The organism is Frigidibacter sp. (assembly GCF_030695035.1).
Taxonomy (GTDB): Bacteria; Pseudomonadota; Alphaproteobacteria; order Rhodobacterales; family Rhodobacteraceae; genus Frigidibacter.
In genome coordinates this window covers 152,839-172,983 of sequence record NZ_JAUYTT010000022.1, presented here as the reverse complement: position 1 = coordinate 172,983, position 20,145 = coordinate 152,839, and the positions used below count along the sequence as shown (strand labels likewise).

Sequence of the window (20,145 nt, the reverse complement as noted above, 5' to 3'; positions counted from 1 at the left end):
TTGAAAGAGGTCGCATCAAAATTCAATATCTATGTTTGACCCGCCCGATGAAAGTTTCGCGTAAATAATAATCGTTACACATATATATAAGCATTAACAGTATGTTGCGATGCGATCCTCATGCGAATGCGGTCAGAGAAGTGCCATGACCCCCGACAACCCCCTTGCCGCAATATTCACTATATGCTTGTTTTTACAAAACTGAACGATCAACCGGAAGTCAGCGACCATGTCGGACTCAGGCGCTCACCCCCTCCAGACCGCAGATCCTGCCGCGCCGCAGCCGGTGCTTTCGATGCGCGATCTGACCGTGAGCCTGCCGGACGGCATGGAACGCGCCCATGCGGTGAAGGGCATCTCGTTCGACCTGCTTCCGGGGCAGATCCTGTGCATCATCGGCGAATCCGGCTCTGGCAAGTCGGTGACGGCCCATGCGGTGATGGGCCTGCTGCCGCCCAGCATCAAGGTCACCCAAGGCGCGATCCAGATGGGCGGGACCGACATCCTCGCCGCGGGGGCCGAAACGCTGCGCGATCTGCGCGGCCGCAAGATCGCGATGATCTTTCAGGATCCGCTCTCGGCGCTGAACCCGCTGATGACCGTGGGCGCGCAGATCGCCGAGGTGATGATGGCGCATGGGGTGGGCACGCCGGACAGCCGCCGCGCCCGGGCGCTGGAACTGCTGGACGAGGTCGGCCTGCCCGATCCGCCGCTGATGTATCGCCAGTATCCCTTCCGCCTGTCGGGCGGGCAGCGCCAGCGGGTGATGATCGCCATGGCACTGGCGCTGGAAACCTCGATCCTGATCGCGGATGAGCCGACGACCGCGCTCGACGTCACCACGCAGGCGCAGATCCTGAAGCTGATCCGCGACATCCAGGCCCGCAAGGGGATGAGCGTGATGTTCATCACCCATGACTTCGGCGTCGTGGCCGAGATCGCGGACAGCGTCGTCGTCATGGAAAAGGGTCATATCGTCGAGCAGGGCAGCGCCGATGCGGTACTGCGCACCCCCTCGCATCCCTATACCAAGCGCCTGATCGCCGCCGTGCCGCACCTGACCGGCACCGACCGCGCCCATCCTGTCGCGGCCCCTGCCAAAGCCGAACCGCTTCTGCGCGTGGAGGGTCTGGTCAAGACCTATCGCAGCGGCAGCAAACTGTTCGGCACCGAACGGGTGGTGAAGGCGGTGGACGGCGTGTCCTTCGACCTCTGGCCCGGGCGGACCTTGGGCGTTGTCGGCGAAAGCGGATCGGGCAAATCCTCGCTTGGCCGGCTGCTGGTCAAGCTGATGGACAGCGACAGCGGCAGCATCCTGTTCGAGGGCAGCGACATCGCCGCGCTGAAGGAAGACCGCTTCCGCGCGCTGCGCCCCAAGATCCAGATGATCTTTCAGGACCCCTTCGCCTCGCTCAACCCGCGCTCGACCATCGGCCATATCCTGACGGTGGGACCGGTCGCGCATGGCGTGCCCTATGCCAAGGCCCGCGCCTCGGCGCAGGATCTGTTGACGATGGTCGGCCTCGATGCCGGCGCCTTCGGCCGCTATCCGCACGAATTTTCCGGCGGTCAGCGCCAGCGCGTGGGCATCGCCCGGGCGCTGATGTTCGAGCCAAAGCTGCTGGTGGCCGATGAAGCGGTCTCGGCGCTGGACGTGTCGATCCAGGCGCAGATCCTTGAACTTCTGGACAAGATCCAGCGCGACACCGGCGTCGGGATGATCTTCATCACCCATGACCTGCGCGTCGCCTCGCAGATCTGCGACGAGATCGCGGTGATGCAACGCGGCAAGATCGTCGAGAGCGGACCGCCCTCGCAGATCTTCCTCAATCCGCAATCCGCCTACACCCGCGAACTGGTGGCGGCGATTCCAGGGGAACAGCCGGGCAGCTAAGACCCGGGCCCCCTTTCCGACCTTGGCAAAAAGCCACTTCAGGGAGACGATCAATGGCTCACCACAAGACCCCCACCACGATGTCGCGCCGCGGCGCGCTCATGCTGATGGGCGCGGCCGGCACGGCTGGCCTGCTGGCCCCGAACCTGCTGGGCAAACCGGCCTTCGCCGCCACGCCCCCCGAAACGCCCACCGGGCGGATCATCGTCGGCCTGTCGCAGGAACCCACCAATTTCAACCCGCTGATGGTCAAGATCGAGGTGGATGACGGCGTCCATTTCTCGATGTTCGACGCGCTGTTCCGGGTGATGCCCGATGGCGAGATCGTGCCGAACCTTGCGGCCGAAGTGCCAAGCCAGGCCAATGGCGGCATTTCCGAGGATGGCCTCGAATGGCGCGTGATGCTGCGCGATGACGTGACCTGGCATGACGGCGCGCCCTTCACCGCCGAAGACGTCAAGTACACGCTCGAGCTGATCGTGAACCCCGACTTCCGCAGCTGGCGCACCGCCGGCCACTCGCTGGTGCGCGATGTGACCGTGGTGTCCCCGACCGAGATCACCTGGCGGATGGAAAAGCCCTTCTCGCCCTACCTGTCGTTCCTGACCGAAACCTTCATCGTGCCCAAGCACATCCTTGGGGCCGAGGCCGATCCGAACACCGCCGCCTTCAACCAGGCACCTGTCGGCACCGGCGCGTTCAAGTGGGACAACCGCATCGCAGGCGACCATATCAGCCTGGTGGCCAACCCGGACTACTTCGGCGAGGGCCCCTATATCGAACAGCTGATCTTCAAGTACATCCCCGACGTGACCGTGCTCTACACCCAGTTCAAAAGCGGCGATGTCGATCTGCTGGGCCGCATGTACATCACCCCCGACAACTACGCCGAGGCGCAGACGCTGGCCGGCAAGGTGATCAAGCTGGAACCGGCCACCTCGGTCGAGACCATCTACCTGAACATGGAACGCCCGGTCTTCAAGGAGCTGGCGGTGCGCGAGGCGGTCTATGCCGCCATCGACAAGGCCTCGATCATCGAAGCGCTGTATTATGGGCTGCCCGATTCGGTCGAAACCTTCATGCCCCGCACCTCGGCCTATCTGCACCCCGACCTGCCCAAGCACGAATTCAGCCTCGAGCGTGCCAACCAGCTGCTGGACGAGGCCGGCTGGGTTCCGGGCTCGGACGGCATCCGCGAGAAAGACGGGGTGCGGCTCTCGTTCGTGAACTCCACCACCTCGGGCAACCACCTGCGCGAGCAGCTGCAGCAGTTCGTGCAGCAGACCCTGCGCGAGGCGGGCATCGAGATGACCATCGAGAACTACCCCGCCGCCGTGATCTGGGGCGAGTTCTGGACGCAGTCGCAGTTCGACTCGGTCGTCGTCGGCATCACCTATCTGATCGGCTCCGACCCGGACGTGACCAACCGCTTCCACTCGGGTGCGATCATCGCGCAGGGCGGACGCGGGTCGAACAACGCGCAATACAAGAACGCGCGGGTGGACGAGCTGCTGGACGAAGGCAGCGCGAGCTTCGATCCCGAACGCCGCCGCGAGATCTATCTCGAGGTGCAGGAGCTGGTCCGCGCCGACCTGCCCTTCCTGCCGCTGTTCTCGGACAACTCGATCCGCGCCTGGAAAGAGGGGATCGAGGGGGTCGTCCATAACGGCAATACCCGCACCGAGACCTGGAATGCCGGCCAGTGGTACTGGGCCAGCTGATCCGCCGCCGCCGCCCCGGGCCGGGGCGGCGGCACCCTTCCGTAATTCGCTGATCCGTCGAGGCGCCCCATGCTGGTCTTCCTGCTCAACCGTCTGTGGCAGAGCGTGATCTTGCTGCTGATCGTGTCGATCATCGGCTTCACGATCCTGAACCTGATGCCCGGCGGCCCACTGGCGCAATTCGCGCTCGATCCCGGCATGACGCAGGCCGACATGGACCGCCTGGCCGAGCAGATGGGGCTGAACCGCCCGCTGCCGGTGCAGTATTTCGACTGGCTGATGCGGATGCTGCGCGGCGACTGGGGCACCTCGTTCCGCGACGGGGTTCCGGTGCTGGACGTGATCGGGCGGCATCTGTTTGCCACGCTGCTGCTGATGGGATCGTCCACGGTGATCGCCATCGGCATCGGCACCTGGATCGGCATCCGCGGCGCCACGCACCGCTATTCGATGTTCGACTATTCCGCCACCGTCGGCGCCATGGTCGCCCTGTCGATCCCGACCTTCTGGTTCGGCCTTGTCGGCATCTATGTCTTCTCGCTGCGCCTTGGCTGGCTGCCGGCGGGCAACATGTACACCATCGGCGACGGATCGGTGCTGAACTACCTGCACCACCTGATCCTGCCCAGCATCGTGCTGTCGCTGGTCAATGTCGCGGTGTGGAGCCGCTACATGCGCAGCGCCACGCTGGATGTGATCAACCAGGATTTCGTCAAGACCGCCCGCGCCAAGGGCCTGACCGAGCGGCGGGTGCTGATGAAGCATGTCGTGGGCAACGCCCTGCTGCCGATGATCACGCTGGCGGGGATGCAGCTGCCCAGCATCCTTGGCGGCGCGCTGGTGACAGAGACGGTGTTCACCTGGCCCGGCATGGGGCGGCTGTTTCTGGATAGCCTTGGCTACAGCGACTACCCGGTCGTGATGGGCCTCCTGATGTTCTCGGCCTTCCTGACCGTGCTTGGCAATCTGATCGCCGATGTCGTGATCGCCATGGTCGACCCCCGCATCCGCCTGGGCTGAACCCAGCCCCCGAGGAGACAGACATGTCCACAGCTTCCCTTTCCGAACCGCGCAGCCGCTGGTGGCAAGGCCGCGCCGTCCGCCGCTTCGCGCGGCACCGGCTGGCGCTGATCGGGGTGGTGATGATCACCGCCCTGACGCTGGCCTGTGTGGCGGGGCCGTGGCTGCTGCCCTATGACTCGCTCTATATCGACCTGCGCGCCCGCTTCGCGCCGCCGATGACCGGGCAGCATTATCTGGGCACCGACCCGCTTGGCCGCGACATCGCCGCGCGGCTGCTGATGGCCGGGCGCACCTCGCTGCTGGTGGGTGTCTGCGCGATGGTGCTGTCAACGCTGCTGGGGGCCTTCGTCGGCGTGGTCGCGGGCTATCGCGGCGGCTGGGTCGGCGCGTCGCTGATGCGCATGGTCGATGCGTTCCTGGCTTTCCCGTCGATCTTCCTGGTGCTGGCGCTGGCCGCGCTGCTGAAACCCAGTCCGACTATGATCACCGTCATCATCGCCGTCACCAGCTGGATGGAGGTGGCGCGTATCGTCGAGGCCGAGGTCCGGTCGCTGCGCGAGCGGGAATTCGTGCAGGCCGGACGGATGCTGGGCCTCAGCCGCAGTCACATCATGTTCCGCGAGATCCTGCCCAACGCCATGGGCCCGATCATCGTCGCCGCCACGCTGACCGTCGCCCGCGCCATCCTGCTGGAGGCTTATGTCAGCTTCCTTGGCTACGGGATCCAGCCGCCGCTGCCGAGCTGGGGCAACATGCTGAACGGCGCGCAGCAATACCTTGCCAGCGCACCCTGGCTGGCCATCGTGCCGGGCATCACCATCACCATGGCCGTCACCAGCTTCAACTTCATCGGCGACGGGCTGCGCGACGCGCTCGACGTGCGCAGCGGTCCGGGCTGAGGCCCGAAAGAACTATCCACTCCCCGCCCCCCGGTCTTCGGCACGATCTGCGCCCCCGCGCCCCAGATCGGGGGCGGGGCTGCGGCGCGGGCGCGTATCTTGCCCCCGACATAAGGAGACGACCATGACCCTGCTCAAGACCCTCGACCACAACCCGACCTTCCCCCCGACCCATGCCCTGCCCACCGCCGACCGCCTGATCGAGGGCGCGCCAGAGTTCAGCACCTGGGCGATGGATGAGGCCCGCGATGGCAAGATCAAATCCGGCGTCTGGCAAGCCACCCCCGGCCTCACCCATTCCATCAAGGGCGAGACCTTCGAATTCTGCCATATCCTCGAAGGCGTCGTCGAACTCACCGAAAACGGCCAGCCGCCCGTCACCTACCGCGCTGGCGACAGCTTCGTGATGAAGCCCGGTTTCGTGGGCACCTGGCGCACCATCGAAACCGTGCGCAAGATCTACGTCGTCGCCTACTGATCGCGGGCGCGGCGGGGGTAACCCGCCGCAATACGGACAATGCGGCGGGTCAGCCCGCCGCCACCTGCCCCAGCCCCCGCAGCATGGCGCAGCACTCGGCCAGCTCCGCCACCGTCACGAACTCATCGGGCCGGTGCGCACGGGAAATCGAGCCCGGCCCGCAGATGATCGACGGCACCCCCGCCGCATGGAACAGCCCGGCTTCCGTGCCATAGCTCACCGATTGCAGCGCGGGCTTGCCCGTCAGCCGCTCCAGCAGGTCGGCCAGTCCAGGGTCCTCGGGCGGGGGAAGCGCGGGATAGCTGGCCAGCTCGCGATGCGACACCCGCACCCCCTCCAGCGCCGCCAGCCGCGCCAGCACCTCGGCGCTGATCGCCTCGGGCGCCTGCCCGGGGACGGACCGCACCTCCATCTGCACCGTACAGCGGTCCGGGATGATGTTCACCGCCGCGCCGCCCTGCACAACCCCCGCCACCACTGACGAACAGGCGGGCGAGAAGCGGGCGTCGAACGGCCCCTCCACCGCCAGCCGCGCCGCCAGATCGCGGATGAACAGCAGCACCTCTGCCGCCGGGTAGATCGCGTTCACCCCCAGATCGGGCTGCGAGCTATGCGCCGCCTTCCCCTCGATCACCAGCTCCAGCGCCTGCTTGCCCTTGTGCGACAGCACCGGCTGCATATCCGTCGGCTCGCCCACGATACAGGCCAGCGGCGGGGCGCAAAGCTCCGGCAGCCGGGCGAGCATGTGAGGGGCGCCCCGGCAGCCGATCTCCTCGTCATAGGAAAACGCCAGATGGATCGGCCGGCGCAGGCCCATCTCCAGAAACTCCGGCACCATGGCGATCATGCAGGCCAGAAAACCCTTCATGTCCGTCGCCCCGCGCCCATAGAGCCGCCCGCCTTCGGCCCGCAGCCGGAACGGATCGCTGGCCCAGACCTGCCCCGCCACCGGCACCACATCCATATGCCCCGACAGCACATAACCCGGCACGTCGCGCGGCCCGATGGTGGCGAACAGGTTCACCCGGTCGCCCTCGGGCCCCGGCAACACCGCGCACTCCACCCCCGCCCGCGCCAGATGCGCCTGCACACACCCCGCCACACGTGCATTCGGCGCGCCGGGCAGATCGGCGCAGGCGACAAGATCGGCCAGGATCGCTTCGGGGATGGCTTCGGGCGTCATGTCAGGCTTCCTCCGGGGTTTTCCCATCCTCACCGGCGCGCCCCGCAGATCGTGCCGAACGGGGCGCCCGCCGCGACATTCCCTGCGGATCGCCAGCGCATCACAGTCTGCAATACACCTGTCCCCATGTCATCCTGCCCGCAAGGAGATTGCCATGATCCACCCCCTCGCCCCCCAGACCTGGACCCGCCCCGACGGCTACAGCCTGTCCACCGACCGTGCCCGGATCGACATTTCCCTAGTCGAACGCTTTCTGGCCGATGAGGCGTACTGGACAGACGGTCTTCCCCGCCCGGTGCTGGAACGCGCGCTGGCCGGGTCGCTGCCGATGGGCCTCTATGCCCCGGATGGCGCGATGGCGGGCTTCGCCCGTGTGGTCACGGACTATGCCGTCTTCGCCTATCTGCGCGACGTCTTCGTGCTGCCACCCCATCGCGGCCGCAGCCTTGCGCCCTGGCTGGCGCTGACCATCCGCAGCCACCCCGAGCTTGCGACGGTGACAAGCTGGATGCTGGCGACACGCGACGCCCATGCCGTCTATGCCAAGGCCGGTTACGCCCCGGTGCCGCATCCCGAATACTACATGACCGTGCCAAAGCCCGCCCCCTGACCGCCCACAGGGAATTGCGCCGTACCCGCGCCAAACGGAATTATCCGCTGCAACGCGGGTGGCCCCGACGCAATCTGCGGGCTACCCCGCGCTAGACTACCCGCAGAGCCAGCCCCCGGAGACCGCCATGAGCCTTTCCTTCGACCCCGACGCGCTCGACCTGCCAAAGGGCCACTTCATCGGCGGCAGTTACCGGCCCGCACCCGAGGCGATGACCCTGCACCGCCCCTCGGACGGGGTGGCCTTTGCCGGCCTGCCCATCGCGGGTGCCGATCTGGTGGACGAGGCGGTCTGCACCGCCAAAGCCACCCTGAAATCATCAGGTTGGGGATCGTGCCAGCCGCGCGACCGCACCCGCGCCCTGCACCGTTGGGCCGATCTGATCGAGGCGGAGGCCGAACACTTGGCCCAACTCGAAGCCGTCGCCTCCACCCGCCTGATCCGCCAGCTGGTCGCCGGGGACATCGCAATCACGGCCGAGCAGATCCGCTTCTTCGCGGAAATGGCCGACAAGGAAGGCGGCGATCTGGTGCCCACCCGCGGCGATCAGCTGGGCATGATCGTGACCGAACCCTATGGCGTGGTGGGCGCGATCACGCCTTGGAACTTCCCGATCTCGATGGCCGGCTGGAAGCTGGGCCCCGCGCTCGCCGCAGGAAATGCCGTGGTGCTGAAACCGTCCGAGATGACCCCCTTCGCCACCCTGCGCATGGCCGAACTGTCGGTGCAGGCGGGCATTCCGGCGGGGCTGGTCAACGTCGTGCTTGGCGACGGCCCCACCACCGGCAACGCCCTCACCGGCCATACCGGCATCGGCAAGGTCAGCTTCACCGGCTCCACCGCCGCCGGATCGGCGATCATGGCCAATATCGCGCGCAGCGGCGTCAAGCCGATGACGCTGGAACTGGGCGGCAAGAGCCCGCAACTGGTCTTTGCCGATGCCGACCTGACCCTCGCCGCCGACAGTATCGCCCGCAACATCACGTTCAACGCCGGCCAGGTCTGCGTCGCCGGCAGCCGGGTTCTGGTCGAGGCGAACGTGGCCGAGGCGCTGACCGAAGCCCTCATCGCCCGCCTGAAACCCGGCCGCATCGGCCCGACATGGGACGCCGCCACCGAATACTCCCCCATCATCTCGGCCCGGCAACTGGACCGGATCGACGCGCTGGTCGGCGCTGCCATCTCCGAAGGCGCAGAAGTCCTCACCGGCGCATCCCGGCTCGATTGCCCCGGCTATTTCTATGCCCCGACCCTGCTGGCCGGCGTCAGCCAGACCAACACGGCGGTGACCGAGGAGATCTTCGGCCCGGTGCTGACCTTGCAGACCTTCACCACCGAAGACGAGGCGATGGCCCTAGCCGATCACCCGACCTATGGCCTTGCCGCGGGCCTCTTCACCCGCGACCTGTCGCGCGCCATACGGGTGATGAAACGGCTGGAGGCCGGCACCGTCTGGATCAACCGCTACGGCCGCTCGCGCGATCACATCCTGCCGACGGGGGGATACAAATCCTCGGGCATCGGCAAGGATCTGGGCCGCGACGCCTATCACGCCAACCGCCGCACCAAATCCGTGCTGATCGACCTGTGAGGATGCCATGACCTATCGTATCGCCCTGATCCCGGGGGATGGCATCGGCCTTCCCGTCACGAGTGCCGCCATCGAGGTGGCGCAGAAGGCCGCGCCCGGGCTGCTGGAGACGGTGACCTTCCCCTGGTCCTGCGAGACCTACCTTCAGACCGGCCGGATGATGCCCGAAGACGGGATCGAGACGTTGCGCAGCTTCGACGCCATCTTCCTCGGCGCCGTCGGCTGGCCCGCATTGGTGCCCGATGCGGTATCGTTGCACGGGCTCTTGCTGCCGATCCGCAAGGCCTTCGTGCAATACGCCAACATCCGCCCGCACCGGCTGCTGCCCGGCGTGCAGGGCCCGCTGCGCAAGGAAGGGTTCGATATCCTCTGCATCCGCGAGAATACCGAAGGCGAGTATTCCGGCGCGGGCGGGCGCGTGCATGTGGGAACCCTCGATGAGGTGGCAGTGGAAACCTCGGTCTTCACCCGCGTGGGGGTAGAGCGGATCCTGCGCTTCGGCTTTGAACAGGCACGCAAGCGGCGGGGCAAGCTGGCCTCTGTCACCAAGTCCAACGCCCAGAAATACTCGATGGTGTTCTGGGATGAGATCACCGACCTGCTGGCCGCAGAATACCCGGATGTGGAGGTGAGCCACTACCATGTCGATGCGATCTGCGCGCGGATGGTGATGGCCCCCGAAAGCCTTGACGTGGTGGTGGCGTCGAACCTCTTTGGCGACATCCTCACCGATCTGGGCGCGGCGATCCAAGGCGGGCTTGGCTTTGCCGCCTCGGCCAATATCAACCCCTCCCGCTCTGCCCCGTCGATGTTCGAACCCGTGCATGGCTCTGCCCCCGACATTGCCCATCTGGGCGTGGCCAACCCCATCGCCGCGATCTGGTCGGCGGCGATGATGCTGGACCATCTGGACGAAGCGGCCGCCGCCGCTCGGATCATGGCGGCGCTGGAGGCGACCACCGCGCAGGGCATCGGAACCGTTCCGGGGCAGGACCGGACCGAGGCGATCACCAAGGCCGTTCTGGCTGCATTGGACTGAAGGTTTCATCATGGACGCAAGGGTTTACGCCAGCCTTCCGGGGCTGAAGGATAAAGGTCTGTTCCGGCAGGCGGCGCTGATCGGCGGCGAGTGGGTGCCGGCCGCCAGCGGCAAGGTGGTCGATGTGACTAACCCGGCGACGGGCGACGTGATCGGCACGGTCCCCGATGTCTCGGGCAGCGAAACGGCGGCGGCGATTGCGGCCGCCAATGGCGCGTTCCAGCTCTGGCGCCGGGTGCCCCATGCCACCCGCGCCGCGGCGCTGGAACGCTGGTTCGCGCTGATGGAGGCTCATGCGGACGATCTGGCGCTGATCCTGACGCTGGAGCAGGGCAAGCCGCTGGCCGAGGCGAAGGGAGAGATCGCCTATGGCGCCTCTTTCGTGAAGTGGTTCGCAGAGGAGGCTCGGCGCATCGATGGCTCGGTGATCCCGGCCCCGGCGGGCGACCGGCAGATCGTGGTGCTGAAAGAGCCGGTGGGCGTGTCGGCCATCGTGACGCCGTGGAACTTCCCCAATGCTATGATCACCCGCAAGGTCGCGCCGGCGCTGGCGGCGGGCTGCACGGTCGTCATCAAACCGTCCGAGTTTACGCCGTTTTCCGCACTGGCCCTCGGCGTTCTGGCCGAACGTGCGGGCATTCCGGCCGGCGTCATCAACATCGTCACCGGGATGCCGGCCGAGATCGGGGCAGAGCTGACGGCGAACCCGGTGGTGCGAAAGCTGTCCTTCACCGGCTCCACCCGCATCGGCTCACTGCTCATGGCGCAATGCGCGCCGACGGTGAAGCGGCTGAGCCTGGAGCTTGGCGGCAACGCGCCCTTCGTGGTGTTCGACGATGCCGATCTGGATGCGGCGGTGGAGGGCGCCATCGCCTCCAAGTTCCGCAATGGCGGGCAGACCTGTGTCTGCTCCAACCGGATTCTGGTGCAGGCGGGGGTGTATGAGGCCTTTGCCGAGAAGCTGGCGGCGAAAGTGTCGGTGATGAAGGTCGGCCCGGGGCTGGAGCCGGGCGTCGAGATCGGCCCGATGATCAATGCTGCCGCAATTGACAAGATCGCCCGCCACGTCGCCGATGCCACCGCCAAGGGCGCGGTGATCCTCGCCCGCGCTTCGGTGCCGGAGGGCGGCCAATACGCCGCGCCGATGGTGCTGACCGGCGCGACCGAGGCGATGGATCTGGCGCAGGAGGAAACCTTCGGCCCCGTCGCCCCGCTGTTTCGTTTCGACACTGAGGAGGAGGCGATCCGCCTTGCCAACGCCACCCCCTTCGGCCTCGCCGCCTATTTCTACACCGAAAGCCACCGCCGCGCCTGGCGCGTGGGGCAGGCGCTGGAATTCGGGATGGTGGGGCTGAACACCGGCAGCATCTCGACCGCGGTGTCGCCCTTTGGCGGCGTCAAGCAATCCGGTCTGGGCCGCGAAGGCGCGCGGGTGGGGATTGACGAGTATCTGGAGACCAAGGCCTTCCACATGGCCGGTCTCTGACCCCGGAAACGCTTCGGGGGGCAATGAGCCCCCCGAAGGCTTAGAAAAACTAAGCCTCGATCTTTACTGCACCCGGTCCAGAAACTTGTAGTAAGTCCCGACCAGCGGCAGGAACCAGGGCTGGCCGAAATGCCCCGGCACGGCTTTCCACGGCAGATCGGCCCAGGGGTTGCGGTCGATCCGGCCAGTGATGAGGTCGGCCATGATCTCGCCCATATGGGTCGCGATCTGCGCGCCGTGGCCGGAATAGCCCATCGAGAAGTAGACGCCATCGGCCTGCCCGGCGCGGGGGAAGCGGTCCTTGGTCATGTCGACCAGCCCGCCCCAGCAATAATCCACCTCCACCCCCGCCAGCTGCGGAAAGATCCCCGCCAGCGCGGCCTGCAGGATCGCGCCGCTTTTCGCGTCGGACTGCTGATCGGAGCGCGCCGAGAACCGGGCGCGGCCGCCAAAGATCAGCCGGTTGTCGGGCGACAGCCGGAAGTAGTTGCCGATGTTGAGCGAGGTCACGCAGGTGCGGTTGCCGGGCATGGTGGCAGCAACCTCGGCCTCGGTCAGCGGCCGGGTTGCCAGCAGGAAGCTGCCGACCGGCACGATGCGGCGGCGGAAGTAGCGGAAGGCCGAGGTGGTATAGGCGCCTGTGGCGAGGAACACCTTGTCCGCGGTCACCGTGCCTTGCGGCGTCGTCAGCTCCCATCCCTTGCCGCTCTGGCGGCGGGCGGTGACGGGGGCGTTCTCATGGATCACCGCGCCGTGGCGGGCGGCGGCCTCGGCAAGGCCCACCACGAAGCGCCCCATATGCATCATGGCGCTTTTTCTCTGCAGCATCCCGCCGTGGAAGGCATCAGACCCGATCTCACCCGCCAGATCGGCCCTGGACAGGATAGCGGTCTCGGCATCCACCTCGCGGTGGATCGCCTCGAAATTGCGGGCGAGGCTGTCGTAATGCGCGGGCTTGGAGGCGAGCTTGAGCTTGCCGGAGCGGCGGAAGTCGCAGGCGATACCCTCTTCCGCGATGATGCGCTCCAGAGTCTCGATGCCCTGGTCGAAGGCGCGGTACATGGCCTTGGCGCGTTCAGCCCCGAACATCTCTTTCGCGTGGACGAAGCTGTGGGCGATGCCGTTGTTCAGATGCCCGCCATTGCGGCCCGAGGCGCCGAAGCCGACGGTCTTCGCCTCAAGCACCACGACGCGGCGGCCTTCCTTGGCCAGCTTGCGCGCCGCCCCCAGCCCGGTGAAGCCCGCGCCGATCACCGCCACATCGTAATGGCCAGCGACCGGCCCTGCCGCTGCGCCGGTGAAGGCGGGCGCCGTGTTGTGCCAGTAGGACTGAAACTGCATCGCCCGCCCCCCTACAGCCCAAACACGCCGGGAAGGCCGCCGATATCGGCGATCTCGGTATAGCCGTAATAGGGGTTCGCCGGTTCGTGCTTGCGGTTGACCCAGACCTTGGAGGTGATGCCGAGGTCATGCGCCGTCATCAGGTCATAGCGGAAGGAGGAGGAGACATGGGTGATGTCCTCGGGCCCGCAGCCAAGCGCGTCCAGCATGTATTCGAAGCCGTTCATCTGCGGCTTGTAGGTGCCGGTCTCCTCGGCGGTTATGACCTTGTAGAAGGGCGCGCCCAGTTTCTCGACATTGGACATGATCTGGCTGTTCATCGCGTTGGACAGGATCACCAGCGGGATCTCCTTGGCGACCTTGGCGAGACCCGCGGGCACATCGGGATGCGGGCCCCAGGTCGGCACCTCGTTGTAGATCTGCAGCGCATCCTCGGCCCGGAACGGCACGCCGTTCAGCTTGCAGGTGCGTTCCAGCGCGTTTGACACGACATCGGCATAGGGCTTCCAGGCGCCCAGAATCTCATCCAGCCGGTAGGCGGAGAAGTTCTTGATAAACTTCTGCATCGCCGGCTCGTCGAGGGTTTCGCCATAGATGCGGCGGGCGGCGCCGGCCATGTCGAAATGGGTGAGCGTGCCGTAGCAATCGAAGGTGACGTATTTCGGGCGGAAGGGGGCCATGCGCGGATCCTCGGGGCTGGGGAAGGGTCTGTTGCCCGCAGTCTATGCCGCCCGCGCCGCCACCCCCGGCCGCTTTGCGGGGCGGCGAGAGCAGAAAACACCGTATGCAGCGGGCTCTGCGGCACAGAGTTGCGCTTGCAGCATCTTGTGGCCCCTGCGGGGCAATCGCCCGCCCCCCGGCGTGGCAGTTTCTGCGGTGGGCCGGGGGCGGAACGGCCGAAGATTGCGCCGCGCGGCGGCCTGCCAAAGCACCTGCGCCGCCGGCCAGGCTAAGCTGGCCCCACGCCACGAATTCAGCAGGGCCGCAATGACCGATACACTCACCTTCGACCGCTTTACCGCCGAACATCTGGAGGGCGCGCTGCGCCTGTCGCGGCAGGCGGGCTGGCCGCACCGGCCTGAGGACTGGCAGATGCTGCTGCGGCTGAGCCGGGGTGTGGTGGCACTGGCAGAGGGCCAGGTGGTCGGCACGGCGCTGGCGACGCCGTTTGGCGATGTGGCGATGGCGAACATGATCATCGTCGATGCGGCCATGCGCGGCCGCGGACTGGGGCGCAGCCTGATGGAGCGGGTAATGGGCCTGGAGGTGCCGGAATGGCGGTTGACCGCCACCGCCGACGGGTTGCCGCTGTATGAAAAGCTGGGCTTCGTGGCTTGCGGGCGGGTGCTGCAGCATCAGGGCCTCGTGGCAGCGCAGGCCGCGCCCGAGGGGGTGGAGTGGGCGGCGCAAGCCGACCTGCCCGCGATGGTGGCGCTGGACCGGCAGGCCACGGGCGCCGACCGCGCGGACCTGATTGCCGAACTGATGGCCGTGGGGCGGCTGGCGGTGATCCGCGAGGGCGCCGCGCTGGCGGGCTTCGCCGGGCTGCGCGCCTTTGGCCGCGGCGAGGTGGCCGGGCCGGTGATTGCCGCCCATGCCGAGGATGCACAGCGCCTGCTGTCCTACCTGTTTGCGCAGAGCCCCGGCGCCTTCCTGCGCGTCGATACCACCGAGGCCGCGGGGCTTGCCCGCTGGCTTGCCGCGCAGGGGCTGGCCCCTGCCGGCGGCGGCATTGCCATGCGGCGCGGCGGCGCGGCTGCCCCCGAAACCCCGTTCCAGTGCTTCGCCCTTGCGGCGCAGGCGCTTGGCTGACCCTGATCCAAGAGAGACCCATGCTGAGCAATTCCCTGATCGAACTCGACCGCGCGCATCTGGTGCATCCCGTCGCCTCATGGCGCGGGCATGAAAAGGCCGGGGTGCGGATGCTGACCGCGGCCAAGGGCGCCACGGTGACGGATGCCGAGGGCCGTACCCTGATCGACGGGTTTGCGGGCCTGTGGTGCGTGAATGCCGGCTATGGGCAGGAGAGCGTCATCGAGGCGGCAACGAAGCAGCTGCGCGAGCTGCCCTATGCCACGGGTTATTTCGGGCTGGGGTCGGAACCGCCGATCCGGCTGGCGGCGCGGCTGGCCGATCATGCGCCCGGCGATCTGGACCATGTGTATTTCACGCTTGGCGGATCGGATGCGGTGGACAGCACGGTGCGCTTTGCCCGCTATTACTGGAATGCGCGGGGGCTGCCGCAGAAGGACCAGTTCCTCTCGCTGGAGCAGGGCTATCACGGCTCCTCGACCGTGGGCGCGGGGTTGACGGCGCTGCCGGTGTTCCATGCCGGGTTCGGGCTGCCGATGGACTGGCAGCATAAAATTCCGTCGCACTACACCTATCGCAACCCGGTGGGCAGCGATCCGGCGGCAATCATCGCCGCCTCGGTGGCGCAGCTGCGCGCCAAGGTGGAGGAGGTTGGCGGGGCAGGGCGGGTGGCGGCCTTCTATGCCGAGCCGATCCAAGGGTCTGGCGGGGTGCTTGTGCCGCCGCCGGGCTGGATGAAGGCAATGCGCGAGGTCTGCACCGAGCTGGATATCCTGTTCGTGGCGGATGAGGTCATCACCGGCTTTGGCCGCACCGGCCCGATGTTCGCCTGCAGCGATGAGGGCATCGTGCCCGACATGCTGACCTGCGCCAAGGGCCTGACCTCGGGCTATGTGCCGATGGGGGCGGTGTTCCTGTCGGACCGGATGTACCAGACCATCGCCGACCATGCAGGCGCGGCGGCCATCGGCCATGGCTTCACCTATTCGGCGCATCCGGTGAGTGCGGCGGTGGGGCTGGCGGTGCTGGACCTTTATGAAGGCGGGCTGCTGGAGAACGGGCGCCGCATGGGCGCGCGGTTGCAGGCAGGCCTTGCCGGGTTGGCCGATCATCCGCTGGTGGGCGATGTGCGCGGCCGCGGGATGCTGGCGGCGGTGGAGCTGGTGACCGACAAGGCGGCGAAGACGCCGCTGCCGGCGGCCGCGATGCCCTCCCAGCGGATCTTCGACCGGGCCTGGGCCAACGGGCTGGTGATCCGCGCCTTTGGCAACGGGGTGCTGGGCTACGCGCCGCCGCTCTGCTGCACCGAGGCCGAGATTGACGCGATTGTAGAACGGACGCGGCTGACGCTGGATCAGACGCTGGAAGACCCGGAGGTGCGGGCGGCGCTGCGCTGACCCGATGCGCGCGGCACATGGCCTGATTCTGCTGCGCTGCGGCAATTCAGCACATTCTGCCGCGCGCCTGCCAAGTTCAGCGTTTTGCCCCCGCCGAACTGGCCAAGAATAACGTCACACACTGCGGCTTTCCGCGAAAATGACGGAAGAAGCCCATAAAAACCGCGGGCCACACCAATGGCAGAAAATACTGCCGCACGACAGGGAACAGGCCTGCACCCACGGGCCGCATCAGGGGAACACTCCATGCCAGCCAAGCCGCTGCGCTCTTTTCGCTATCTCAGCTTCGATGTCGTCGGCACGCTGATCGACTTCGAGGCGGGCCTTGTCGGCAGCCTGCGGTCGATTGCGGCCGAGCATGGGGTGGATCTGGACGGCGAGGCGGCGCTGGCGCTGTACCGGACGGCGCGCTACACGCCCGAGGCGTTGAGCTTCCCCGATGACCTCGCGCGGGTGTATCTGGAGATTGCGCCGGATCTGGGCCTGCCGCTTGATCCGGCGCTTGGCGTGCGGTTGCGGGACGGGGTGGCCGGTTGGGCGCCCTTTGCCGACAGCGTGGCGGCGATGGCGCGGCTCAAGCAGCATTACCGGCTGATCGCCATGACCAATGCGCAGCGCTGGGCCTTTGCGCATTTCGACGCGGCGCTGGGCCACCCGTTCCACGCCGCCTTCACCACCGACGATACCGGCACCGAAAAGCCCGATCCGGCCTTCTTCCACCACGTCTTTGCCTTTGTCGAAGGCGAGGGCGGCACACGCGACGACATCCTGCATGTGGCGCAAAGCCAGTATCATGACATCGGCATTTCGCGCGCCCTCGGGCTGACCAATTGCTGGATCGAGCGGCGGCACGATGTTGCGGGCTATGGCGGCACCATCGCCCCGGCCGATTTCACCACACCTGATTACCATTTCACCTCGATGGCGGCGCTCGCGGGCGCCGTCGAGGTGGAATTTGCCTGAAAGCGCCCGGCCCGCCTTGGCGGAGACACGGGCACAACAACCGCGCATTGGCGCATCAACAGGGAACGAAACCATGATCGATAAAGGCATCACGAACTGGACCAGAGCCGACGACGCGATGGTCGAGCACGCCATCCGCCGCGGCGCGACCCGCCGCGACCTCTTGCGCATGTTCATGGCGGGCGGCGCCAGCATCCTCGCCGGCGGCACCATCCTTGGCCGCGCCACGGCTGCGATGGCCGCAACGCCGGTGCGCGGTGGGCATCTGAAGGCCGCCGGCTGGTCCTCGTCCACCGCCGACACGCTGGACCCGGCCAAGGCGTCGCTGTCCACCGATTACGTGCGCTGCTGTTCGGTCTACAACCGCCTGACCTTCCTCGATGAAAGCGGCGCGGTGGTCATGGAACTGGCCGACCGCATCGAAAGCAGCGATGCCACCGTCTGGACCGTCAAGCTGAAATCGGGCGTCACCTTCCATGATGGCAAGCCCTTCACCTCGGCCGATGTCGTCTATTCGATGATGCGGCATCTGGATGAGAATACCGGGTCCAAGGTCAACTCCATCGCCAAGCAGATGACGGCGATCACCGCGGTGGACCCGCTGACCGTGCAGATCACGCTGGCCGCGGCCAATGCCGACCTGCCGACGATCCTGGCCATGCACCACTTCATGATCATCGCCGATGGCACCACCGATTTCACCACCGCCAACGGCACCGGCGCCTTCAAGATCGAGATGTTCGAGCCGGGCGTGAAGTCGATCATGGTTCGCAACGAGAATTACTTCAAAACCGACGCCGCCTATCTGGACAGCTTTGAGTATTTCGCCATCCCGGATGAGACCGCCCGCGTCAACGCGCTGCTGTCGGGCGATATCCATATTGCGGCCTCGATCAAGCCGCAGTCGATGCGGCTGATCGAAACCCAGTCCGGCATCGACCTGGTGAAAAGCACCTCGGGCAATTACACCAACCTGAACATGCGGCTGGATATGGACCCGGGCGACAAGGCCGGCTTCATCGAGGGCGTGAAGAACCTGCTGAACCGCGAAGTCATCCAGAAATCGGTGATGCGCGGTCTGGCCGAGGTCGCCAATGACCAGCCGATCTCGCCCATGAGCCCCTATCACAATGCCGAGCTGAAGACCCGGGACTATGACCCCGAGAAGGCCAAGGCGCTGTTCGACAAGGCCGGTCTGCTGGGCGTGTCGATCCCGGTCGTGGCCTCGGACGCGGCGACCGCCTCGGTCGACATGGCGACGGTGCTGCAGCAATCGGGTGCCGAGATCGGCATGAAGTTCGATATCCAGCGCGTGCCGTCGGATGGCTACTGGTCGAACTACTGGCTGAAGGCGCCGGTTCATTTCGGCAATATCAACCCGCGCCCGACGCCCGATATCCTGTTCTCGCTGCTCTATGACACCAACGCGCCCTGGAACGAGAGCCAGTACAAATCGCCCAAGTTCGACGCGATGCTGGTCGAGGCCCGCGGCGAGCTGGACTTTGCCAAGCGCAAGGAAATCTATGACGAGATGCAGGTGATGGTGTCGAACGAGGCCGGCACCGCGATCCCGGTGTTCCTGTCGAACGTCGATGCGAAGTCGTCCAAGCTGCAGGGCCTGAAGCCGAACCCGCTGGGCGGCCAGATGGGCTATGCGATGGCCGAATACGTCTGGCTCGAGGCCTGATTGGGGTGCGGGAGGCCGGGCTTTGCCTCGGCCTCCCATGTTTTTTGCGAAAGGCCAGCCATGAATCCGCAGATCGTCCGACTGGTGCTTGGCAGGCTGGGGGTGGCCCTGGTCACCCTGCTGATCGTGTCTTTCGTCGTCTTCGCCGCCACGCAGATGCTGCCCGGCGACGTGGTGGAGATCCTGCTGGGACAGGCCGCGACGCCCGAGGCGGTGGCCGGGCTGCGCGAGGCGATGCACCTGAACGACCCGGCATTCCTGCAATACGGGCGCTGGCTGATCGGGCTGGCGCAGGGCGATCTGGGCATGTCCTATGCCAACAACCTGCCGGTGGCGGGGATGATCGGCGGGCGGCTGGCCAATACGCTGATGCTGGCGGCAGTGACGGCGGCGGTGGCGGTGCCGGTGGCGCTGTTCCTGGGCATCACCACGGCGATGCATCGCGGGTCGGTCTATGACCGGATCGTCACCACCGGCATCGTCGCGGTGATCTCGGTGCCCGAATTCATGATCGCCACGCTGGCAGTGCTGGTCTTCGCGGTCTGGCTGAAGTGGCTGCCGGCACTGTCCTTCGCCAATGACGTGACCAGCCTGGCCGAGATGCTGCGGGTCTTCGCCATGCCGGTTATCACGCTGTGCTGCGTGATCTCGGCGCAGATGATCCGCATGACGCGGGCGGCGGTAATCGACGCGCTGACCATGCCCTATGTGGAGATGGCGCTGCTGAAGGGCGCCTCGCGCCGCCGGATGGTGATGCGCCACGCGCTGCCCAATGCGATCGGCCCCATCGTCAACGCGGTGGCGCTGTCGCTGTCCTACCTGTTGGGCGGGGTGATCATCGTCGAGACGATCTTCAATTATCCCGGCATCGCCAAGCTGATGGTCGATGCCGTCGCCACCCGCGACCTGCCGCTGATCCAGACCTGCGCGATGATCTTCTGCCTTGGCTATCTGACGCTGATCACGCTGGCCGATATCATCGCCATCCTGTCCAACCCGAAGCTGCGAAAGTGAGGGGCCC

General features: G+C 66.5%; 17 protein-coding genes. 14 read left to right on the top strand and 3 right to left on the bottom strand.

Annotated features, from left to right (window positions below):
• The first annotated feature begins 295 nt into the window (after positions 1-295).
• The 5 genes from Q8S30_RS19340 (at position 296) to Q8S30_RS19320 (ending at position 6,015) form a co-directional block, all read left to right on the top strand.
• On the top strand, positions 296-1,894 hold the full coding sequence (locus Q8S30_RS19340) for an ABC transporter ATP-binding protein (protein WP_371135556.1): 1,599 nt from the start codon (positions 296-298) through the stop codon (positions 1,892-1,894).
• Positions 1,895-1,947: 53 nt separating this feature from the next.
• Positions 1,948-3,615: a peptide ABC transporter substrate-binding protein gene (locus Q8S30_RS19335; protein WP_305667657.1), complete on the top strand. Its 1,668-nt coding sequence runs from the start codon at positions 1,948-1,950 to the stop codon at positions 3,613-3,615.
• A 69-nt stretch (positions 3,616-3,684) separates the two neighbouring features.
• Entirely contained in the window at positions 3,685-4,635 is a 951-nt protein-coding gene (locus Q8S30_RS19330; RefSeq protein ID WP_305667656.1) for an ABC transporter permease, read from the top strand.
• A gap of 23 nt (positions 4,636-4,658) precedes the next feature.
• Complete coding sequence (locus Q8S30_RS19325; RefSeq protein ID WP_305667655.1) at positions 4,659-5,537, top strand: ABC transporter permease; 879 nt, start codon at positions 4,659-4,661, stop codon at positions 5,535-5,537.
• Between the two features lie 124 nt (positions 5,538-5,661).
• The gene (locus tag Q8S30_RS19320; RefSeq protein WP_305667654.1) at positions 5,662-6,015 is read left to right on the top strand and encodes a cupin domain-containing protein; all 354 of its coding nucleotides are present in this window, start codon (positions 5,662-5,664) and stop codon (positions 6,013-6,015) included.
• A 49-nt stretch (positions 6,016-6,064) separates the two neighbouring features.
• Here Q8S30_RS19320 and argE read toward each other — a convergent pair whose 3' ends face one another.
• Positions 6,065-7,198, bottom strand: a complete 1,134-nt coding sequence (gene argE, locus Q8S30_RS19315) for an acetylornithine deacetylase (RefSeq protein WP_305667653.1) — start codon at positions 7,196-7,198, stop codon at positions 6,065-6,067.
• Between the two features lie 154 nt (positions 7,199-7,352).
• On the opposite strand from argE, the gene Q8S30_RS19310 reads away from it, so the two are divergent.
• The 4 genes from Q8S30_RS19310 to Q8S30_RS19295 all read left to right on the top strand — a co-directional run bounded on the left by Q8S30_RS19310 (position 7,353) and on the right by Q8S30_RS19295 (position 11,924).
• Entirely contained in the window at positions 7,353-7,808 is a 456-nt protein-coding gene (locus tag Q8S30_RS19310; protein WP_305667652.1) for a GNAT family N-acetyltransferase, read from the top strand.
• A gap of 127 nt (positions 7,809-7,935) precedes the next feature.
• Positions 7,936-9,399, top strand: coding sequence for an aldehyde dehydrogenase (locus Q8S30_RS19305; protein ID WP_305667651.1), 1,464 nt, complete (start codon positions 7,936-7,938; stop codon positions 9,397-9,399).
• A 7-nt stretch (positions 9,400-9,406) separates the two neighbouring features.
• Complete coding sequence (locus Q8S30_RS19300; RefSeq protein WP_305667650.1) at positions 9,407-10,438, top strand: tartrate dehydrogenase; 1,032 nt, start codon at positions 9,407-9,409, stop codon at positions 10,436-10,438.
• A 10-nt stretch (positions 10,439-10,448) separates the two neighbouring features.
• Positions 10,449-11,924, top strand: a complete 1,476-nt coding sequence (locus Q8S30_RS19295) for an NAD-dependent succinate-semialdehyde dehydrogenase (RefSeq protein WP_305667649.1) — start codon at positions 10,449-10,451, stop codon at positions 11,922-11,924.
• Positions 11,925-11,987: 63 nt separating this feature from the next.
• Here the strand turns inward: Q8S30_RS19295 and Q8S30_RS19290 are convergent, their stop codons facing one another.
• Together Q8S30_RS19290 and Q8S30_RS19285 are read right to left on the bottom strand one after the other, a co-directional pair.
• Positions 11,988-13,265 (bottom strand): FAD-binding oxidoreductase, encoded by a 1,278-nt coding sequence (locus Q8S30_RS19290; RefSeq protein WP_305667648.1) that lies wholly within the window; start codon positions 13,263-13,265, stop codon positions 11,988-11,990.
• An 11-nt stretch (positions 13,266-13,276) separates the two neighbouring features.
• Positions 13,277-13,945, bottom strand: coding sequence for a haloacid dehalogenase type II (locus tag Q8S30_RS19285; protein WP_305667647.1), 669 nt, complete (start codon positions 13,943-13,945; stop codon positions 13,277-13,279).
• 307 nt (positions 13,946-14,252) lie between these two features.
• Here Q8S30_RS19285 and Q8S30_RS19280 point away from each other — a divergent pair, with 307 nt between their 5' ends.
• From Q8S30_RS19280 to Q8S30_RS19260, 5 genes are all read left to right on the top strand, one after another.
• Positions 14,253-15,077 (top strand): GNAT family N-acetyltransferase, encoded by an 825-nt coding sequence (locus tag Q8S30_RS19280; protein ID WP_305667646.1) that lies wholly within the window; start codon positions 14,253-14,255, stop codon positions 15,075-15,077.
• Between the two features lie 20 nt (positions 15,078-15,097).
• On the top strand, positions 15,098-16,474 hold the full coding sequence (locus tag Q8S30_RS19275; protein WP_305667645.1) for an aspartate aminotransferase family protein: 1,377 nt from the start codon (positions 15,098-15,100) through the stop codon (positions 16,472-16,474).
• 246 nt (positions 16,475-16,720) lie between these two features.
• Positions 16,721-17,437, top strand: a complete 717-nt coding sequence (locus Q8S30_RS19270) for an HAD-IA family hydrolase (protein ID WP_305667644.1) — start codon at positions 16,721-16,723, stop codon at positions 17,435-17,437.
• 73 nt (positions 17,438-17,510) lie between these two features.
• A complete protein-coding gene (locus Q8S30_RS19265) occupies positions 17,511-19,124 on the top strand; it encodes an ABC transporter substrate-binding protein (protein WP_305667643.1) in 1,614 nt (537 codons plus the stop codon).
• Between the two features lie 60 nt (positions 19,125-19,184).
• Positions 19,185-20,138 (top strand): ABC transporter permease, encoded by a 954-nt coding sequence (locus tag Q8S30_RS19260; protein WP_305667642.1) that lies wholly within the window; start codon positions 19,185-19,187, stop codon positions 20,136-20,138.
• Positions 20,139-20,145: the final 7 nt, after the last annotated feature.

Coding starts and splice junctions, on each gene's coding strand:
- Q8S30_RS19265 (WP_305667643.1), top strand. CDS start 17,511: ATGATCGATAAAGGCATCACGAACTGGACCAGAGCCGACGACGCGATG.
- Q8S30_RS19300 (WP_305667650.1), top strand. CDS start 9,407: ATGACCTATCGTATCGCCCTGATCCCGGGGGATGGCATCGGCCTTCCC.
- Q8S30_RS19295 (WP_305667649.1), top strand. CDS start 10,449: ATGGACGCAAGGGTTTACGCCAGCCTTCCGGGGCTGAAGGATAAAGGT.
- Q8S30_RS19285 (WP_305667647.1), bottom strand. CDS start 13,945: ATGGCCCCCTTCCGCCCGAAATACGTCACCTTCGATTGCTACGGCACG.
- Q8S30_RS19260 (WP_305667642.1), top strand. CDS start 19,185: ATGAATCCGCAGATCGTCCGACTGGTGCTTGGCAGGCTGGGGGTGGCC.
- Q8S30_RS19320 (WP_305667654.1), top strand. CDS start 5,662: ATGACCCTGCTCAAGACCCTCGACCACAACCCGACCTTCCCCCCGACC.
- Q8S30_RS19330 (WP_305667656.1), top strand. CDS start 3,685: ATGCTGGTCTTCCTGCTCAACCGTCTGTGGCAGAGCGTGATCTTGCTG.
- Q8S30_RS19325 (WP_305667655.1), top strand. CDS start 4,659: ATGTCCACAGCTTCCCTTTCCGAACCGCGCAGCCGCTGGTGGCAAGGC.
- Q8S30_RS19305 (WP_305667651.1), top strand. CDS start 7,936: ATGAGCCTTTCCTTCGACCCCGACGCGCTCGACCTGCCAAAGGGCCAC.
- Q8S30_RS19290 (WP_305667648.1), bottom strand. CDS start 13,265: ATGCAGTTTCAGTCCTACTGGCACAACACGGCGCCCGCCTTCACCGGC.
- Q8S30_RS19335 (WP_305667657.1), top strand. CDS start 1,948: ATGGCTCACCACAAGACCCCCACCACGATGTCGCGCCGCGGCGCGCTC.
- Q8S30_RS19340 (WP_371135556.1), top strand. CDS start 296: ATGCGCGATCTGACCGTGAGCCTGCCGGACGGCATGGAACGCGCCCAT.
- Q8S30_RS19280 (WP_305667646.1), top strand. CDS start 14,253: ATGACCGATACACTCACCTTCGACCGCTTTACCGCCGAACATCTGGAG.
- Q8S30_RS19310 (WP_305667652.1), top strand. CDS start 7,353: ATGATCCACCCCCTCGCCCCCCAGACCTGGACCCGCCCCGACGGCTAC.
- argE (WP_305667653.1), bottom strand. CDS start 7,198: ATGACGCCCGAAGCCATCCCCGAAGCGATCCTGGCCGATCTTGTCGCC.
- Q8S30_RS19270 (WP_305667644.1), top strand. CDS start 16,721: ATGCCAGCCAAGCCGCTGCGCTCTTTTCGCTATCTCAGCTTCGATGTC.
- Q8S30_RS19275 (WP_305667645.1), top strand. CDS start 15,098: ATGCTGAGCAATTCCCTGATCGAACTCGACCGCGCGCATCTGGTGCAT.